Annotated in this window: 16 protein-coding genes and 1 pseudogene; 13 read left to right on the forward strand and 4 right to left on the reverse strand. The window is 52.7% G+C overall.

Annotated features, from left to right (window positions below; all coding sequences use genetic code 11):
• Positions 1-112: 112 nt before the first annotated feature.
• The 11 genes and pseudogenes from JI62_RS13175 to JI62_RS13225 all read left to right on the forward strand — a co-directional run bounded on the left by JI62_RS13175 (position 113) and on the right by JI62_RS13225 (position 12,823).
• On the forward strand, positions 113-3,778 hold the full coding sequence (locus JI62_RS13175) for an ATP-binding protein (protein WP_088700596.1): 3,666 nt from the start codon (positions 113-115) through the stop codon (positions 3,776-3,778).
• On the forward strand, positions 3,775-4,410 hold the full coding sequence (locus JI62_RS13180; RefSeq protein ID WP_088700597.1) for a condensin complex protein MksE: 636 nt from the start codon (positions 3,775-3,777) through the stop codon (positions 4,408-4,410). The genes JI62_RS13175 and JI62_RS13180 overlap by 4 nt, the downstream gene beginning before the upstream one ends.
• A gap of 2 nt (positions 4,411-4,412) precedes the next feature.
• Positions 4,413-5,657 (forward strand): hypothetical protein, encoded by a 1,245-nt coding sequence (locus JI62_RS13185; protein ID WP_088700598.1) that lies wholly within the window; start codon positions 4,413-4,415, stop codon positions 5,655-5,657.
• Positions 5,654-6,523, forward strand: a complete 870-nt coding sequence (locus tag JI62_RS13190; protein WP_088700599.1) for a DUF7281 domain-containing protein — start codon at positions 5,654-5,656, stop codon at positions 6,521-6,523. The genes JI62_RS13185 and JI62_RS13190 overlap by 4 nt, the downstream gene beginning before the upstream one ends.
• Positions 6,524-6,750: 227 nt before the next feature.
• A complete protein-coding gene (locus JI62_RS13195) occupies positions 6,751-8,184 on the forward strand; it encodes a hypothetical protein (RefSeq protein WP_088700600.1) in 1,434 nt (477 codons plus the stop codon).
• 139 nt (positions 8,185-8,323) lie between these two features.
• Entirely contained in the window at positions 8,324-9,052 is a 729-nt protein-coding gene (locus tag JI62_RS13200; RefSeq protein ID WP_205737520.1) for a hypothetical protein, read from the forward strand.
• An 875-nt stretch (positions 9,053-9,927) separates the two neighbouring features.
• Positions 9,928-10,161 (forward strand): annotated as a pseudogene (locus JI62_RS13205) (MBL fold metallo-hydrolase); the annotation flags it as partial.
• Positions 10,162-10,265: 104 nt separating this feature from the next.
• Complete coding sequence (locus tag JI62_RS13210; protein ID WP_205737521.1) at positions 10,266-11,093, forward strand: EamA family transporter; 828 nt, start codon at positions 10,266-10,268, stop codon at positions 11,091-11,093.
• Between the two features lie 76 nt (positions 11,094-11,169).
• Positions 11,170-11,448 carry a type II toxin-antitoxin system RelE/ParE family toxin gene (locus JI62_RS13215; RefSeq protein ID WP_088700603.1) on the forward strand — a complete coding sequence of 93 codons (279 nt, stop codon included), beginning with the start codon at positions 11,170-11,172 and terminating at the stop codon, positions 11,446-11,448.
• A complete protein-coding gene (locus tag JI62_RS13220; RefSeq protein WP_088700604.1) occupies positions 11,448-11,741 on the forward strand; it encodes a HigA family addiction module antitoxin in 294 nt (97 codons plus the stop codon). Before JI62_RS13215 ends, JI62_RS13220 begins: the two co-directional genes overlap by 1 nt.
• Positions 11,742-11,860: 119 nt before the next feature.
• A complete protein-coding gene (locus tag JI62_RS13225) occupies positions 11,861-12,823 on the forward strand; it encodes a ribonuclease Z (RefSeq protein ID WP_088700605.1) in 963 nt (320 codons plus the stop codon).
• Positions 12,824-12,877: 54 nt separating this feature from the next.
• Here JI62_RS13225 and JI62_RS13230 read toward each other — a convergent pair whose 3' ends face one another.
• Positions 12,878-13,294, reverse strand: coding sequence for a hypothetical protein (locus JI62_RS13230; protein ID WP_088700606.1), 417 nt, complete (start codon positions 13,292-13,294; stop codon positions 12,878-12,880).
• A 268-nt stretch (positions 13,295-13,562) separates the two neighbouring features.
• Between JI62_RS13230 and JI62_RS13235 the strand changes: the two genes are divergently transcribed.
• On the forward strand, positions 13,563-14,141 hold the full coding sequence (locus JI62_RS13235; RefSeq protein WP_088700607.1) for a class I SAM-dependent methyltransferase: 579 nt from the start codon (positions 13,563-13,565) through the stop codon (positions 14,139-14,141).
• Positions 14,142-14,407: 266 nt separating this feature from the next.
• On the opposite strand, the gene JI62_RS13240 is transcribed toward JI62_RS13235, so the two are convergent.
• Positions 14,408-14,929 carry an NADPH-dependent FMN reductase gene (locus JI62_RS13240; RefSeq protein ID WP_088700608.1) on the reverse strand — a complete coding sequence of 174 codons (522 nt, stop codon included), beginning with the start codon at positions 14,927-14,929 and terminating at the stop codon, positions 14,408-14,410.
• A 596-nt stretch (positions 14,930-15,525) separates the two neighbouring features.
• Between JI62_RS13240 and JI62_RS13245 the strand changes: the two genes are divergently transcribed.
• A complete protein-coding gene (locus JI62_RS13245) occupies positions 15,526-16,179 on the forward strand; it encodes a DsbA family oxidoreductase (protein ID WP_088700609.1) in 654 nt (217 codons plus the stop codon).
• Between the two features lie 80 nt (positions 16,180-16,259).
• Here JI62_RS13245 and JI62_RS13250 read toward each other — a convergent pair whose 3' ends face one another.
• Together JI62_RS13250 and JI62_RS13255 are read right to left on the reverse strand one after the other, a co-directional pair.
• On the reverse strand, positions 16,260-16,580 hold the full coding sequence (locus JI62_RS13250) for a CcdB family protein (RefSeq protein WP_088700610.1): 321 nt from the start codon (positions 16,578-16,580) through the stop codon (positions 16,260-16,262).
• On the reverse strand, positions 16,577-16,822 hold the full coding sequence (locus JI62_RS13255) for a type II toxin-antitoxin system CcdA family antitoxin (protein WP_088700611.1): 246 nt from the start codon (positions 16,820-16,822) through the stop codon (positions 16,577-16,579). The genes JI62_RS13250 and JI62_RS13255 overlap by 4 nt, the downstream gene beginning before the upstream one ends.
• Between the last annotated feature and the right edge of the window lie 92 nt (positions 16,823-16,914).

A 16,914-nucleotide genomic window follows, 5' to 3' on the forward strand; every position in this document is an offset into this window, starting at 1 on the left:
AGCTTTTTTTAGCCGCGTAGCCGCTTTGATCTGTGTCTGGCAAACTAGCCACTTTCAGCGATCAGCAAAACGATCCGGTTAGCCCTTGAAATAGTCATTGAAAGGACACGGCATGGCCCATCTGCTACGCATCGTGATGATTCACGGCCACCTGGAAGGGGTGGTTGAACTGAGTGTGGATGGTCACACCAATATTTGTGGCACCAACGCCTCCGGTAAAACCACGCTGCAGCGGCTGGTGCCGGTGTTTTATGGTGAGCTACCCAATAAAGTAGTGCCCAAAACGCGCATGAAGTTCGATGCGTTCTACCTGCCCCACCGCAACAGCTACCTGGTGTACGAGTACCGCCGCGAAGCGGGCAACATCTGCCAGGCGGTGCTCACGCGTAAACAAGAAGGCGGGGTGGAGTATCGCTTTGTCGGCGCGCCCTACCAGCCGGAAGACTATCTGGTCGAGAGCGACGCGGGCGTGGCGGCGCTGGACTACACCCAGTGGGCCAGCGGCCTGCGGCGCAACGGCACGCCGGTGTCGCCCAAGCTGGGCGCGACCTCTGAATTCCGCTCGGTCATTCAGAACGACTTTACCCAACTGCACGGCAACAGCCGGGACGGCCTCAAGCTGCGCCAGATCGCGTCGCAGTTCAGCCTGGTGAAACCCGAGCGGCGCATCCGCCATATCGAAAAGCTGGTCTCGGCGGTGCATGCCAAAGAGGGCAAGATGGACACCCTCAAAACCATGCTGGCGGCGATTTTCGAAGAGGATGGCGTCGAGCTGCCGGTGACCCGGATCCGCAACACCAAGGCGCGGGAGTGGATTGCCCAGATGCGCCAATCCATGCGCCTGGAACCGCTGCAGGCCTCTCTCGCCCGGCTCGCCGGTATTGACCGTGAACTCGCCGACCTGGATGCCACGCTGTGGCAACTGAAGCCCCAGCTCGAAGATGACCGCCAGCGGGCCGAACGCCAAATGGCCGATGTGGATGCTGAGTTGGCCCGCCACCAGCGCGAGTTCCAACAGCGAGAGAGCGACTATAGTGAGGCGCGGGATAAGCTGAACGACCGCCACAGCGAAGTGGTCAGCGATCTACAGCAGACCCAGCGCCGTCTCAACGACCTGCAAGCCCAGTACGAGCAATACGCCGAGGCGGACATGCCTGCCCTGGAGCGCGACATCAACGCGCTGCCCCAGTGGCGGGAGCAGCGCGATCAGCTGCAAAAGCACCTGAACGTGATGCAGGACGCGGTAAAAGAGAGCCAAGCGCGTCTCGACGGCCGCCTGCGCGAGCTTTCCGAAGCACTGGCCCGCCAGACCCGTGAATCCCAGGAGCTGATCGACGCCCTGGTCGAAGAGAAAGCCCTGCGCCGGGAGCAGCAGTGGGAATCCGAACAGCAGCTCAACGAACGCTACCAGCAGGAGCGTCAACGCCTGGAGGGCGAGTATCAGGCGCAGCTGGAACTGGGCGTCGAGCAGCTAGCCGAACTGAAAGCGCAGCTCTCGCTCTCGACCCAGACCGCCGAAGAGGCTTCCGAGGCGGAGCTTGCCCAGGCGCGCCTGGATCAGGCCCAGCAGGAGCGCAACGCCTCGGCCGCTACCCTGGATGGCCTGCGCCGGGAGTTTGAAAGCCGCAAACGCGAGCGCGACAGTGCCGAACAGCAGCTGGTGCAACTTCGCCAGCAGTTGGAGCGCGCCGAGCAGCGCTGCTTTGCGCTCTATCAGCAGCGCGACCCGGAGCAGGGCAGCCTGCGCCACTTCCTGCGCTACCATCGCCCCGGTTGGGAGCAGCAGTTAGGTAAGGTGATTGCGCCAGAGCTGCTAGAGCGGCGTGACCTCGCCCCGCAGCTGGCGGAAGGCGCAAGCGATGACCTGTTCGGGCTGGCGCTGGATCTTTCCGCCATTGCCCTGCCCGATTACGCCCAGGATGAAGCCAGCCTGCTGGCCGCCATCGAAGAAGCCGATAGCGCCAAACGCCGGGTGCAGTCAGAGAGCCAGGCCGCCGAGAAATCGCTCAAACAGCATAACGAGCGGGTGCAGCAGGCCGATGAAGCCCAGGATCAGGGTCGCATGGCCCACAAGCGTGCCGAGCAGGAAGTCGAGTTTGCGATAGAGGCCCGCCGCCAGCAGCAGGAGCGCCACACCAAGCGCCAGCAGGAGCGTCGCGCCGCCCATCAGGCCGCGTTAGCCAGCCAGGAGCAGGCGCAAAAGGAGCTGCGCGAAGAGAAGCAGCAGGCGCTCGCCGCCCTTAGCGAGACCCACCAAAGCCAGTTGCTGGAGCTCAAGGCCGATGGCCAGAGTCAGGTAGATAGCCTGGATGCCCAACTGCGCCAGTATAAGCAGCAGTTGAGCGACGCCAACACCGAACACCAGCGCCAGCGCGCGGAACTGGAAGAAGCCTTTAGCCAGGAACTGGCCGAGCAGGGCGTCGACCCCGCCAAGCTAAAAGATACCAAGGAGCGGCTGGCAAGCCAGGATGAACGCATTCGCGTCACCGCCGCCCGTCAGGATGAACTCACCGAATACACCCGCTTTATGCGCGTCGAGTGGGGCCAGCACAAGCCGCAGCTGGTCGCCCAGGAGGCAGAGCTGGAGCAGGCGGAGCAAAAGCTGCAGCGTGATAAAGAGCACCTGAAAAATGACTTCCAGGCCGCGCGCAAAACCCACCAAAGCACGGTCAGCACACTGAAAACCCAGCGGGAGAGCGAATACGCCTGCCTGGAAGCCTTGAAGCCGCTACTCACCCAGCTGGAAAGCTTGGCCATCGAGCCCGACGGCCAGGCGCCCGGCACGCCACTAGGCGATGTGGATGAGCGCATTGAGCGCGCCCGCCAAGCATTGGGCAATCGCCACCAGCAAATCGAGCAGCTGCGCCGTGGCTGCCTGGAAGTGGAAAGCCAACTAATCAAGGATGCCAGCAGCGGCTTCGCCGAAGCGCTGGAGAGCGAGCGCAGCAAGCTGCAGAGCGACAACCCGCGCCTACAACTGCCGCTACTGCGCGACATGCTCAAACTGCTCGAAGATCAACAGCAGCAGCTGATTCAGGAAGGGCGCAACCTGAGCGACGATCTGGATAAGTTCTTCACCGTATTCCGCGACCTGAACCGACGCATCAGCGCCCAGAGCCGCCGGCTTTCTGAAGAGGTTGCCGATGACCTGCGCCTGGAAGGCATTACCAAGGCCGAAGTGCGCATCCAGTCCACCATCGACGAACTGGGCTTCTGGGAGCCGCTAAAGCTGTTCGCCCAGCGCTACAAAGAGTGGCGGGAATCCGGCCAGACGCTACCCAGCGACGACTACCTCAACGCCCTGGCGGACGTGGTCGATCTGCTGCGCAGCGACCAGCAGTACAGCTTCGAAAGCCTGCTGCGCTTGGAGCTGCACCTGAACGAAGGCGGCACCGATCTGGTGATCAAAAACGACCGCCAACTGCTGGAGTCCTCCAGCCACGGCATGGCGTATTTGATTCTGTGCAAGTTCCTGCTCGCCTTTACCCGCCTGCTGCGCGGCGATGCGGAAATCGCCATCCACTGGCCCATCGATGAGATCGGTACCCTGGCGTACCACAACGTCGAAAAACTCTTCGACGCCTGCGACAGCAACCGCATTCATATCGTTGGTGCCTTCCCCAACCCCGAGTCCGATGTGCTGCTGCTGTTCGCCAACCGCTACCTGATCGATCGCGATGAGGCCAACCCCAACAAGCGGGTGTTAAAACGCATCGAGCCACGGCTAAGCCGCCTGGCCGAACGGCTCCAGGAACGTCAGCAGGAGGTGACGGTATGATCGAACATGGCCCACTGCTAGAGCGCCTGCTGGCCGGGGAGTTTGTTTGCCCGATCAGCGATGAGAGCGGCTATCGTCATCTCACCAATGAAGAGACCCGCGAGGAGATCGATACCTACCTGCGGCCGCTTAACCGGCGGCTGGCCAGCAACGAAGAGGGCAGCGTCTACTTTCTGGCCTGGCGTCAGCTCAACGACAGCGCCCGGGATCAGCTCTCCCGCCAGCTCGGTGATACGCTCAATAGCCTGCTGCCGCTGCTGGAGTGGCTGCAACTGGTTCAAGAGGCGCTGGGCCGCGATACCCTTGCCGCCCCCGGCGATGTGCTCAAACCCGCCGAATTCAGCGCCAAGTGTGAAGACAACCAAAGCCTACGCGAACGCCTGGAGCGACTGGCCACCGACAGCTTTTTTGGCTCCCAGAGCGACCAGCTTGATGCCCAGGTAAAGCAAGTCTTCAAGCGCCTGAAAGAGCACGGCTACCTGCTCCAGCCCCATTCAGAGCGGCAGGTGTTCGTGGTCACCGGCAAGATCGACTACTTGGTGGATCTGGTGCGCTTTATTCGCGATGAAGAGAACCTGCCCATCGAAGAGGGCAGCGAGGAGGGCTCCGGTTCCCAGGAGGCCCTGTTGTGAGCATGGGTTCTAATGGGGAACACGCCCTGGAAAGCCGCCTGCTCAAAACCGGCAGTGAGCGGCTAGCACTGCTCGGCAAGCACGCCGATGTACTGATGCAGGCCTACACCCGCGATGAAGTGCCGCTGGAATCGCTCAGCGATAGTGCGCTGCGTAAGCTACTGGCGGCGCGCATTCTATGGCGACCGGATGAGCAGAGCGGCGTGAAGCTGGCACCCAAGGTGCGCGAACTGATCGCCGAGATGCTCGCCGACGAGACCCGTCGCCATGTGAATGCCGATGTAGCGGAAACCCTGGAGCTGATTCGCGCCCTGGTACACAGCTACCGGGAGGCGCGCAGCCGCGGCGAACACTGGCGGCTGGAGCAGCAATTGATGCGCTTGCGTCAGGAAGTCGACGACCTGAACGGGCGCTTCGCCGATGCCATCGACAGCTTATGGCAGCGGCTCAATAGCGATTTTGGTTTCGTCAGCCAGCTTAACGACAAAATCCGCGAAAATGATCGCGCCCAGAAGCAGATCGCTCGGCTGTTGGACGGCCTGGCGCTGATCGACTTCGACGAGCTGATAGAGCTGGTAGGTAGCGACGGCGGCCTACGCAAACTGTTGATCAGCCAGCTTCAGCAACAGTTGAGCCACCACTACACCAGCCTGCGCGAAGTGCAGCGCCGCTTGATCGAACTAATGGCGCGCTTTCGCAAGCAGCAGGCGCGCAGCCGCCTGATCAGCGGCATGGCCGCCTTTATGCGCGAACACCCAGGCTTTGTGCCGGGCAACTACGCAAGACGCAGCGAGGTACCAGGGCTGGTCAATCAAGCCGCACCGCTAAGCGCCGCCGCCGCCCCGGCGCTGGATCGCAATCTGGACAGCCGGTTGCTCGCCGAGCTGCTGCACCAGCTACCCCAACCGCGCCACACCACGCAAACCGTTGAAGCTGCGGCCCCTGCCCAAGCCCAGGAGAGTAGCCTCGCCGCTGCCCGCCAGCAGGCGCTCAAGCAAGATGTGGAACACTTCTATTTGAGCGTGATCGACCAGCCCCAGGCGGAGCCGGTCAGCGCCCTTGAGTACCTGCACGCAAGCCCGCTGGAATGGCCGGATGAGATATGGCTCTTCCAGGTGATTTCCGAATACCAGGGCCTGCCACGCAGCGATCAGAAGGCGTTCCGGCTCAAACAGCAGGAGAGCCAGGCCAGCCAATTCAACCACCTGCGCCTGATCCACGATGTAGAACTGCAGCTGGCCGTATGAACCTACCCGGTCGCGCCCGCAATGGGCTAAACGGCGTCGCCCGCGAACTTCTCCGCCAGCCCACGGTGGAGAAACCCCGCCGCCAATGGGTAGACGACGTAGTGGCCTGGTGCCACCAGCACGACATTGACCTGGCCTCACGAATTAACAGTAAAGCGCTGCGCTTTGACGCCGTCTTGTTGGCGCAGATCAACGATGTGTTAGAGAGCGCCCGCCTAGCACCACTAGGCCGCTCACTCAGCGGCCTGAGCAGCAGCGCCCAGGCGAAAGAGGGCCTAGAGGAAGACAAGGCAACCCGCGAAAGCCCCCGTGCGCGGCGGGTGCTCGTCAGCTTTCCACCCCAGCCAACAACGGGGCTTGCCAGCGAGCCACGCACTATTCGCGATGTGGATGTGCTGGGGTTAAAACTGAGCGCGTTTGGCGCGTTAGTTCAGGTCGAAAACCTGGACAGTTTCTATGAATTTTCGCCGGAACTACTCGCACTAAGCGGTTACGCAAACCCGCTGGTCGTCTACCGCGGCGACAGCCACTACGGCGGCGGCTTTGCCTTGCTGGCTGAGGCTTGGCGCAAAACCCATCGACCGCACATCTATGCCGGTGACTTCGATGTTAAAGGTGTGACGCTAGCGCTCGACAGCAACGCCACTCACTTGCTCCTGCCCGATATCGAATGGCTTACTCAAAATGCCACGTCGCTGCACGTGCCCGCTGAACAGTTTCCTTACCAACGGCGGCTTCGCAAATACCTTGCGGCTCTACCATCCGGCCACCCACTGCGCGATTATCTGACGCTGCTTCTGGAAAAGCAGCGGGGGCTTAAGCAGCAGTGGTTTGGTGGGGAGATGGTTTGTGTGGCGCTTGGCTAGAGGTCGGCATTTCATCAAATCGACAGTGACTCTTTCAGGAAGAGCAAAACGCACCAACATGCGACTTTTGGATATGTGGCCAACATTTTCTTTGCCCCCAAGTGAAGCAATGGGATAGAGTGAAATCAGGTAGCTACATAACTTAAATAAATGGGCTGGGACGTTTATTTAAGTTATGCAGCCTTTCGTATTAATACTGTTAGGCGCGAGCAATAATTGAGGGAAAAATGAAATTTTCTGATTATTTTAATTTGAATCGAAATCAGCCATATCTTGATTTTATTGATATCCCTCTAGATACCGACCTTCCTGTCTTCCTGGAACCAGGAGCGATCAAATCTTTGGTTTCGCCCTGGGGAAACGAGCTTTCTTCTCTACTGCAAACGTTTTTCGATACTGTACTTCGTTTAATTCATTCAGGTGATCATGCAAAGGCACAGCAATTACTATCATCTCTGAACGAGAGGAATGAGTTTCATTTGGGGTATTCATCGGGAGAGTCTCGTGGTCATGGTTTTGGTTCAGGTTCAGCCGAAACCGTTTGGGGAGCACTAAGCAAAAGTAATGCTACAGTGACCGGTCTTCTTAAAGATCTTGAAGATACAGCGCTATTAATTCCGGGAATTGGTACAGACATGATCTCAGATGCTGTCTGTAACATTATCAGGGGGCCTTTAATAAAGTATACGCAAGACATGTGCGTATATTATGGTGTGCCTTTGACCCCTGATATTGCATCTGGGCCTATATGGAACCCAGAAGAAGAACGTTGGGTAGAATCACTGATACCACTACCAATGACTGATTACGGTAAAGTAATTCTTGTGCCCAAGGTTTTGGTACGCCATCGGCTTACTTATCAATATGATGAGTATTATAGGCATTATATACTTCCTGAAATGCAACACGAACATCTTCAGGCTCGCTCTCCATTAGTTGAGGTGCTTAAAGATGGACGTGAGCGAGTAACTAAAAAAGCTCTTATTGAAAAGTATGGAAACGATAAGCTTGCTGTTGTTGAGCAAACTAAAATCCGTCCAAATATTCTCCAAGAATATAAAGACCAAAAGATGGTGTCTCCATCTAAGCCGTTGACACAAGAGCAATTGTGTGAGATTGAAGCTTCCGATCTGCCTGATTTAGACCCTTTAGTAGAGGAACTCAAGTGCTTAGCAACGGGTCGAGATATGGCAGGCAGATACGAAGATATAATTGAAAAGATCTTATCCGTAATTTTCTATCCGTCATTATGCAATCCAAAAAAACAACACAATATTCATGAAGGTCGTAAACGTATTGATATTACTTACACTAATGAAGCCAAGTCAGGTTTCTTTTACTGGTTATCAATGCATTATCCATGTCCTCTGATATTCGTTGAATGCAAAAACTATGGCAAAGAAGCCGGAAACCCAGAAATTGATCAGCTTGCTGGTCGGTTCTCTCCAAGCCGAGGACAAGTAGGATTGTTAATTTGCAGAAAAATCGAAAACAAAAAACTAATGTATCAACGCTGCATCGATACAGCTACAGATCGGCGCGGCTATATGTTGGCATTAGATGATGAAGACATAATCGCATTAGTAGACTCGTATAAAGATAATGCAGAAGATCAGAAGTTTAAGATGTTGAGGGAGTTATGGGCGCAATTAATAGATTGATGTGTCTAACAAGCAGCCGCTGTTGGATTGTTAATGCTCCGCCTTGGCTTCCGCTTTTCCCAGTCGAAGAGCAGGGTGTTAAATACAATCGGAGTTATTTAATATAGTGGCAAAGATAAGCTTATTCATACGGTTTAAAATGCTAACTCTGTGGAATAAAATCGGAGCGTTAGGGTCTCTAGCATCTATCGTTGGTCTGTTTCTTTTTTTTGTTCCATTAATTTTTAATAAAGCCAATGACCCAGTAGTGACTTCCGATCTGTATATAAAAAGCGCCCGCTTTCGGCCGATGGAAACATTTTTCCTAAGGCCTGTAGAAGGTGAAGTGAATGATTTTTTTGAGACGGCCTTTTTATATATAACAGTGCTAAACCTTGGTGATTCAGATCTATTTCTTACGTCAATGGAGGTTGCTGATGTTGATAGTAAAGGTATATTGTCAAATGCTTACTCTAGCTCAGGGCTAGGGCCAGATATAAGTAAAAACACTCCCGTTAGAATACCCGCCGGAAAAGAAGTGGAGTTAAGCTTTTCTGGCGGGTTTAAGTTTAATGGGATGGTTGATTTATTTGATTTGGATAGACTGTCAAAAGAGCCGTATTTTTCAGATTTATCACCGCGAATATCTTTAAGAAATGATTTGGTTGAAGAGTTTAATGAGATTTTGGTAAGTCTTTTTTCTGGCCAAGCAAATATTAGAGTTGCGTTTTACGTTGGGAATGAGAATTTACTTACCGAACATGATTTTACTATAACTAAAGGTGTAGATATTTTTGATAACACAGGAAAAGTACAGCATTCATACTTTTTAGGTGACTTGATTCATTGGTTACGATCACCTTATTCAGAATATGTGCTTACCAAGTAAAACATGTGGACTTCTTGAATGCCTATGCATGCTCTTAATTCTTTGATTGTCAACGTAAAAATAAAAATGTAGTTCAGTGGTTATCCACTAAGAAATTAGAATATTTACCATCGCTTGGAAGTGTTTGATTCACACCTTGAGGGCGCTGTGTGCATGCTTTAAAATGAAAAAGTAGTGGGTAATAGACTATTAATAGACAAAATCTCTGATCATATATGGGTAGAAGTATTTGAAACGGTAGTAAATAAATCGGACTAAAGCTAATGAAGGCCTGTGTATTGCTACTCAGGCTGCAAAATACCCGATGAGCTATTGTCATCTTCTAATTCACGGCTACTTTGTCCCACTGGCTAGCACCTCGATGTATATATGTAACCCTAATAGAGCGGTAAAATACGCAATTGAGAGGCTGGAGATGCAGATAGATGATAATATTGGTGACCTAAAAGCTGATGCAACTTGTGATTTTAGAATGGTTATCGCTGTAAAAAGTTATCTGAAGACAGCGATTCTTAAAATATGAAAGCTTTTTAGCCCGAGGCTCGCCGTATTAAAGATAATGAGAGTGAAGTGCAACATATTACAGCATTAATGAACTACGAGAAATATAAATGAGTCAATTCAACTTTAACAAGGCTAATTAAATAGTTGGCTTTTAAGCTGCTGATTCGTCTCAACTTAAAAGCCACGCTTGTTGATAGCACCAATGCTTTAACTGAAGTGGCGTCAGCCAAAATTGGTGGAAAGTTAGGTAGCCACATCTGTATTAATATATGCCTAATAATAATTTAATAATCACTGCTATTTGAATTTAACTAGCTATCAATAAAAATCCTTTTTATCAAAAATAATATATAAGAGATCATCCAGAAGATATGAACTTACTCTTCCTCGGCACCTCCGCCGGTGTCCCGACTAAAACAAGAAACGTCTCCGGCGTCGCTCTACGAGAGAGCAAGGGCAAAGGCTGGTACCTGATCGATTGTGGTGAGGGCACCCAGCATCAGGTTTTGCACACGAAGCTGTCGTTCCATTCATTGAAAGCCATCTTTATTACCCACATGCACGGCGACCACTGCTATGGGCTGCCGGGCATACTGGCGAGTTCAGCCACCTATGTGCATCGTAATTTGGACTATGCTGGGGAAACTAGTTTTTCTTAACGTGGCATCCTTCAGCTCAAGGATACGGTGATATGAGCATATAAATAACAATGGTTGTACTGCTCGCTGCCATCTTTAATGCCAGTTGGAATGCGATCGTTAAAGTGAGTGGCGACAGGATCGCCGTTATGGCGGTGATCACCCTGTTGGGCAGTTTGTTATCTGTGTTCGCACTGCCTTTCGTGGCGCTCCCCGATCCTGCCAGTTGGCCGCTGCTTGGCTTGGCCATCTTGATTCATACCGCATATCACTTCAGTTTGCCCATGGCTTACCACTATGGCGATTTCGGCCAGGTCTATCCCATCGCTCGTGGGTCGGCGCCTTTACTCGTTACACTAGGCGCTGCCGCGTTCGCTGGCGAAATATTGGGGTTTCTCCCGTTACTCGGCGTGCTGTTTCTTGGGGTGGGCGTGATGTCGTTAGCCTTTGATACAAGCACCGGTATCACCAGGAACCCCCGCGCTATCCTCCTAGCGCTCGGCACGGGTGCCTTAATCGCTTCCTACACGCTGGTGGGTGGTCTCGGCGCACGACAAGCTGGCTCGGTGCTCGGCTTTGCGGTTTTATTGACCCTCGGCAACGGCTTGCTGACGTTTGCAATTGCTCTGACGTGGAAAGCCAAAGAGATAAAAAGAGTTATCTCCAGCAATTTGGTTCCCGCCGTTGTCGGCGGTGGAATGCAGGTGGGTGCGTACTGGATCATTATCTTGGCCATGGCCTACGCCCCGCTTGGCATGGTCTCGGCTCTACGAGAAACCAGCGTGCTGTTCGCAGCGCTGATTTCCACCATCATTCTGAAAGAGGGCTTCGGCGTGTGGCGGTTTGTTTCCTCTGGCTTGATTGCTTGCGGCATTGCGTTGACGCGCTATAAGCCTTGAAACTCATCCGCGAAGTCATCGGTGGGGAATACACCTTTTTATTGTTGCTTGGTGCGCAACATGCTATATTTTCTTCATGATTAAATCATTCCGTCACAAAGGACTGAAGCGGTTCTACGTTAGTGGCAGCACCGCTGGCATACAGGCGGATCATGCCAAGAAGCTGCGTATGCAGCTTGCTGCTCTGGATACAGCTATTTCAGTAGAAGATATGGATATCCCAGGTTTTCGGCTCCACCCGTTGAAAGGGAAAGACAAGGGGCGATGGTCGATTTGGATCAACGGAAATTGGCGCATGACGTTCGAATTTCGGGACGGCAACGCCTACATTCTTGATTATGAGGATTATCACTGATGACGATGCATAATCCGCCGCATCCAGGCGAGTTTATTCGGGAAGTTTACTTGGAACCCTTTGGTATTAGTTCCCGTCAGCTTGCGTCCAGTTTGGGGGTTTCACCTTCCACGCTGTCGCGGTTGCTCAAGGGGGATAGCGGCATTAGCCCCGAAATGTCTTTGCGTCTATCCAAAGTGCTTGGGCGTACCCCAGAAAGCTGGCTGGCGATGCAGGATATGTATGATCTATGGATGGCTCGCAGCACAATTAATTTGGACGACCTTCACCCATTGGATTTTGAAGCCGCTTAACGGTAGCTATCGTTGCTTCTGATCCTCCTGTCGAAAAAAGTCCGAGAAACCGAACTTATTGGAAGTCTATATGCCTGCAACCCAGGTTTGGGGTTCTAAAAAGAGAGCATGGAAGCGATATGAACCTACTATTTCTCGGCACCTCCGCCGGCGTACCCACCAAAACAAGAAACGTCTCCGGAGTCGCTTTGCGTGAAAGCAAAGGGAAGGGCTGGTACCTGATCGATTGCGGTGAGGGCACCCAACATCAGGTCTTGCATACGAAGCTGTCGTTCCATTCATTGAAAGCCATCTTGATTACCCACGTGCACGGCGACCACTGCTATGGGCTGCCGGGCATACTGGCGAGTGCGGGAATGGGTGGCCGGAAAGCACCGCTGACCATTGTGGCGCCCGCAGGCATCAAGGCATGGTTGGAGGCCACCTGTGAGGCCACGCAGCTATGCTTACCCTTCACTTTGGAGTTTATCGACTCAGACGAGCTGCCCAGCGTTGAGTTTGGGAGCATTGCGGTTACCACCTGCAGGCTTTCACACCGGGCGCCATCCTATGCTTATGGATTTACGGAGAAAAAGGTCGATGCTGCCTTGGACGTGGATAAGCTAGCGCAAAAGGGGATTCCGAGAGGGCTGTTGTGGGGGCAGTTGAAGCAAGGGTTTGACGTTGAGTTTGAGGGTGAGCAGTTAAAAAGCCATGACTTCTTAATCTTCAAACACAAGCCGAGAAAAGTGGTGATCGCTGGGGACAATGACCAGCCTGACTTGTTGATGGATGCGTGCACGGGAGCGCAGGTGCTAGTGCATGAAGCCACCTACACCGAAGAGATGGCCCAGAAGGCCGGTGATGTCGGGCATAGCTACGCTAAGCTTGTCGCCGCGTTTGCCGAAACCGTACAACTGCCCAATCTGGTGCTGACCCACTTCAGCCCCCGTTACCAGCTCAACCCCAATGCGTCGCCCTCTATTGAGGAGATTCGCAAAGAAGCCCAGAGCGCCTACTCGGGCTCGCTTTATTTAGCGAAGGATTTTGCCGAATACACCCTGGATAAAGCGGGTCACTTTTCTGAACTGGCGGGCGAATAACCGATTTCATCCCACCGCTCCTTGAGTGCTTGCTACGTAGGTCATTCGCGCAGATCAGTCACGACAATAGCCTTCACCTGTTTTAACTACCAGGCAGTCTTCCTTTTCCAATAGCCACTTCATGCCGGTGGCTTCACCGTCGCCTGCACGAAGCAGCTGGGAGCCGTCCCCGCGGTTGAAGCTAATGCCCTCGGCGGTGGCCTGCCCTTCGAAGGTGCCGATTTGGTCGGCATCCAGGCCGTAGCGCATGTGAAGGAGATAATGGCCCGGGCCTGCAAAATCGTCCTTACTGATTTCCAGGAATAACCCTTCAACGCCTGTCCATCGGCCGACCCATTGATCGGTCACTTGGTGGGTCTGGTTTTGCTCGGTTGCAGTATCTGAAGCGGGCGCGTTTGATGCGGTGGTGTTGCTGTTGCTACACCCGCTTATCAGCATCGTAGCGATTAGCGCTAATAATGCTTTTTTCATAGCTGGCTCCTTATCATTACTGGGTGTTGCGCAGTATAGGACGAAATGTACTTTCATCAGTTTGAACGTATTTTGGTATATGTCGATGGGCTATGTACTGCTGAGGTGTTTTAAAAAGTTACACACCGGCTTGCTGATTATGAACAGGGGTACGCCCGGTGGTTGCTTCAAACACTGCTGAATTTATTTTTGTTCGTGAGGGAATCAATGGGGTAGAGTTAAATTAATTTATGAAATCACTGTTAACTAGATATCTTCAGGATTTCCCATGTCTTCAGACCCCTGGCTTCAACGCTGGTTACCTCTTATCACTGATCGAGCTGACTGCGGGCCAGTCCTAGAGCTTGGCTGTGGTGCTGGTGAAGATAGCGCAATCCTTGTTGGAGCTGGCGTCGACCTTGTCGCACTCGACTTATCTGAAGAGTCCGTAACAACAGCTAGAGACCGCATACCCAATGCGAGATTTTTTGTTCAAGACCTACGCGATCCTTTCCCGCTTGAGAGTGAAAAAGCCAGCGTGGTTGTTGCGAGCCTATCGTTGCACTATTTCCCTTGGGCTGAGACGCTGCGTCTTGTCACTCGTATACGTGACACCCTGAACGATAGCGGTATTTTCCTTTGTCGGTTGAACTCGACAAACGATCATAACTTCGGCGCCTCGGGACACCCCTTAATCGATAAAAACTACTACTCCGTTCATGGCGAGCCCAAGCGTTTTTTTGATCGAAGTTCCATCGAGCACCTTTTCCAAAGCGGCTGGAATATGCTCAGTTTAGAAGAAATGATCACGCACAAGTACGCTATGCCAAAATCGATATGGGAAGCTATTCTAGTCAAAGACGTCTAACGAGTTAAACGGGCTACTGCTTTTGATACTTCGGCAGCGAGCTGGCTGAATCAGCCGTTCCAATATGCGCTTTGGTATGCTGACCAATATCGCGAAGCGCTCAACGTGAAGAAGCTTGTTGCGGCCTGAAATAGCACATAGCTAGGTCATTCTCCAGGTTCTATATCCTTCGAGTTGCAGCGTTTTGCCACTAGTGATGGCAGGCGTTATAAGCTTCTATAGCGCCTGCGATTGCAGACTGCAGACGGTTTCTCAAAATAGGAAACTTAAATATTACTTAATATTCCAAGTAGGTCTCGGTTAAACTGCTGGTTAGTGACAACACCCTGCTCTAAGTCAAAATTGTCAAAAAAGCTGGGTAAGGAAAGCGCGCCTATAACGGTTGCTGCAAAATAGGGCGCTGACGCTTGTGCGGAAGCTAAGACACTTTGTGCCCCACTTTGGCCAGGGGAGGTAGAGAGCATAAGAACGGGTTTGTTTTGAAATACTTTCATATCTATTCGTGATGTCCAGTCAAATAGATTTTTATAGGCTGACGTATAGGATCCGTTGTGTTCCGCGAATGACATGACAATGACATCTGCCTCACCGATAGCGTTGTAAAAAGCGTGCGCCAATGCAGGGATGCCAGACTCTTTTTCTCTCTCTTCGCTAAATATTGGCATTTCAAAGTCGTTAAGGTCGATTAACGAAATATCTGCGTTGTTGATCTGTTGTGCTGCATAAAGCGCCAGCTTTTTGTTAATGGAGTTATTGCTGTTGCTAGCGCCGAAGGCAAGTACTTTCATTTTAAAATCCTCTGGGTTTATTTTTTCAAGGGCGTTGGTTTGGTTTTTAGCTACACGTTTTTAATAAAAGTGTTATCTGAAGCTATAAGCTTGAGTTGGCTTTGACGTAGGGCTATTCTGAAACCTCAACTTAGGTTGAGGTCAAGAGGGGGGTGAAAAATAAACTGATAGGCATTTTATTTGAGCTTGAAGAGCTTCCGAATCGTACCCGTGTCACTCTTGTTGATTGGGACAAATTGGGCTCTAGGTGGCGAGGCGAGCTAAACAGGAAGATAACGCAGTTAATTGAACTGAGAGGTATGATGACAGACTGCATCGTGTGTGGTTGCCTTTCTCTTGATCGCCGCGTTTGCCGAATCAACAGAGCTGCCCACCTGGTGCTGACGAACTTTAGTCCTCGTTATCAGTTCAGCCCCCAGCGTTGTACCCAGTAAGATGCTAAACCGTGTGTAAGAGGCTTTTGCTTTCCAACGCCGTCAATGGGTTGGAAAAAGTGCACAACCGACTGGGCGGATTGCGTTTAGGTGTTGCTTGATAAAATCCAAGGCTTAGCGCAGTTTGTGCGCTGATGACCGAACCCAAGGAGGAGATCCATCATGCAGAAGGTAAGAATTGATCTAGTATCCGATGTCGCCTGCCCGTGGTGCGCGATCGGCTATCGGCGCTTGGAGCAAGCGCTAGAAATCCTTAAGGGCGAGATCGACGTTGAGCTCTTCTGGCAGCCCTTTGAACTCAACCCGGATATGCTGCCCGAGGGCGAGCCGATTTTAGAGCACTTGTGCCGCAAGTACGGTAAGGATGCTGCCAGCATGGCGCAGTCCCAGCGCGAGATTATGGCGGTGGCCGAAGAGCTTGGCTTAAATTTTCGTGGCGCCCAGGAGCGTCGAGCGAACAATACCTTCGCTGCCCACCGCGTGCTGGCGTGGGCCGCCACGCAAAATCTAGAGACGCCCCTGCAGTTAGCACTTTTCGATGCCTACTTCGGTGAGGCGAAAAACCCTTCAGACCCAGAGGTTCTGCGGGAGAAGGCCATTGAGGTCGGGCTTGACGGTGATATTGCCGAGGCCATCGCCCGGTCTGATCAGTACGCAGACGAAGTACGCGCGGCAGAGCAGCATTTCATGGAAGCGGGTGTAAGCGCCGTGCCGGGATTCATTCTGGATGGACGTTACCTGATTCCTGGTGCCCAGCCAGCTGACGTGCTTGTCGATGCGCTTCGCCAGGTGGCCGAAGAGAACGCCAACCGATAATGTTTTAGAGGCTCTGGCCTGAGATGAGGATAGCTATCGTTGTCGCTGCTAAGCGAGCATGGACGCAATAATTTTGAACCTTAAATCCCAGTAACGGCGAGATTAAGCGCACCTACAATCGGGCCCCTAAAATGTGAAAGGGTACCGACGGGGGTTTTGAGGTGTTTCTCTGGTACGGATGAGACCTGCGGTGTCAGTAACAACAGCTCCTGACCGTTGAACGTTATTTCCGGCGTGAGGCCTTGCATGGCGTTGCCACTAAAAGCCGCCCGATTACCCAGTGGGATCACAATGCGGGTTGCCAGATCCGTGAGGAGGCTACTTTGGATATCCACCAGGTAGGGGGAGTGCGCCCTGCTGGTCTTGCTGGGGTTAGGGTAAACATCGAACTGAGCCGTCAAAACTCCCGAAATTCGTCACCGAAGCAGCCATGCTGCTCGACAAATTCGTTGTAGCTTGTGATTGCAGCTCGGTTTTCTTCAACCCACTGGGAAGCCTCGCATTTTGCCAACTCTTCTCTCAATGCGCGTTCTAGTGTGGCCGAGAGGTTAATGTTCAACGCGCGAGATTTTTGAAGCAAGTCGCTGTTAACTGACAAATTTTCGGCCTTTTTCGGTGCTGCGGTGTTAAATAGCGCGGCCATTGCAGCCCCCTGTGCCTGTCATAAGCATAGAAATAGGATATGCGCACGGTAGTGCGCACTCAAGCGGTTAACACCATAAATATTGTCAGCTG

This window comes from Halomonas campaniensis, assembly GCF_002211105.1.
GTDB classification, from domain to species: Bacteria; Pseudomonadota; Gammaproteobacteria; order Pseudomonadales; family Halomonadaceae; genus Vreelandella; species Vreelandella campaniensis_A.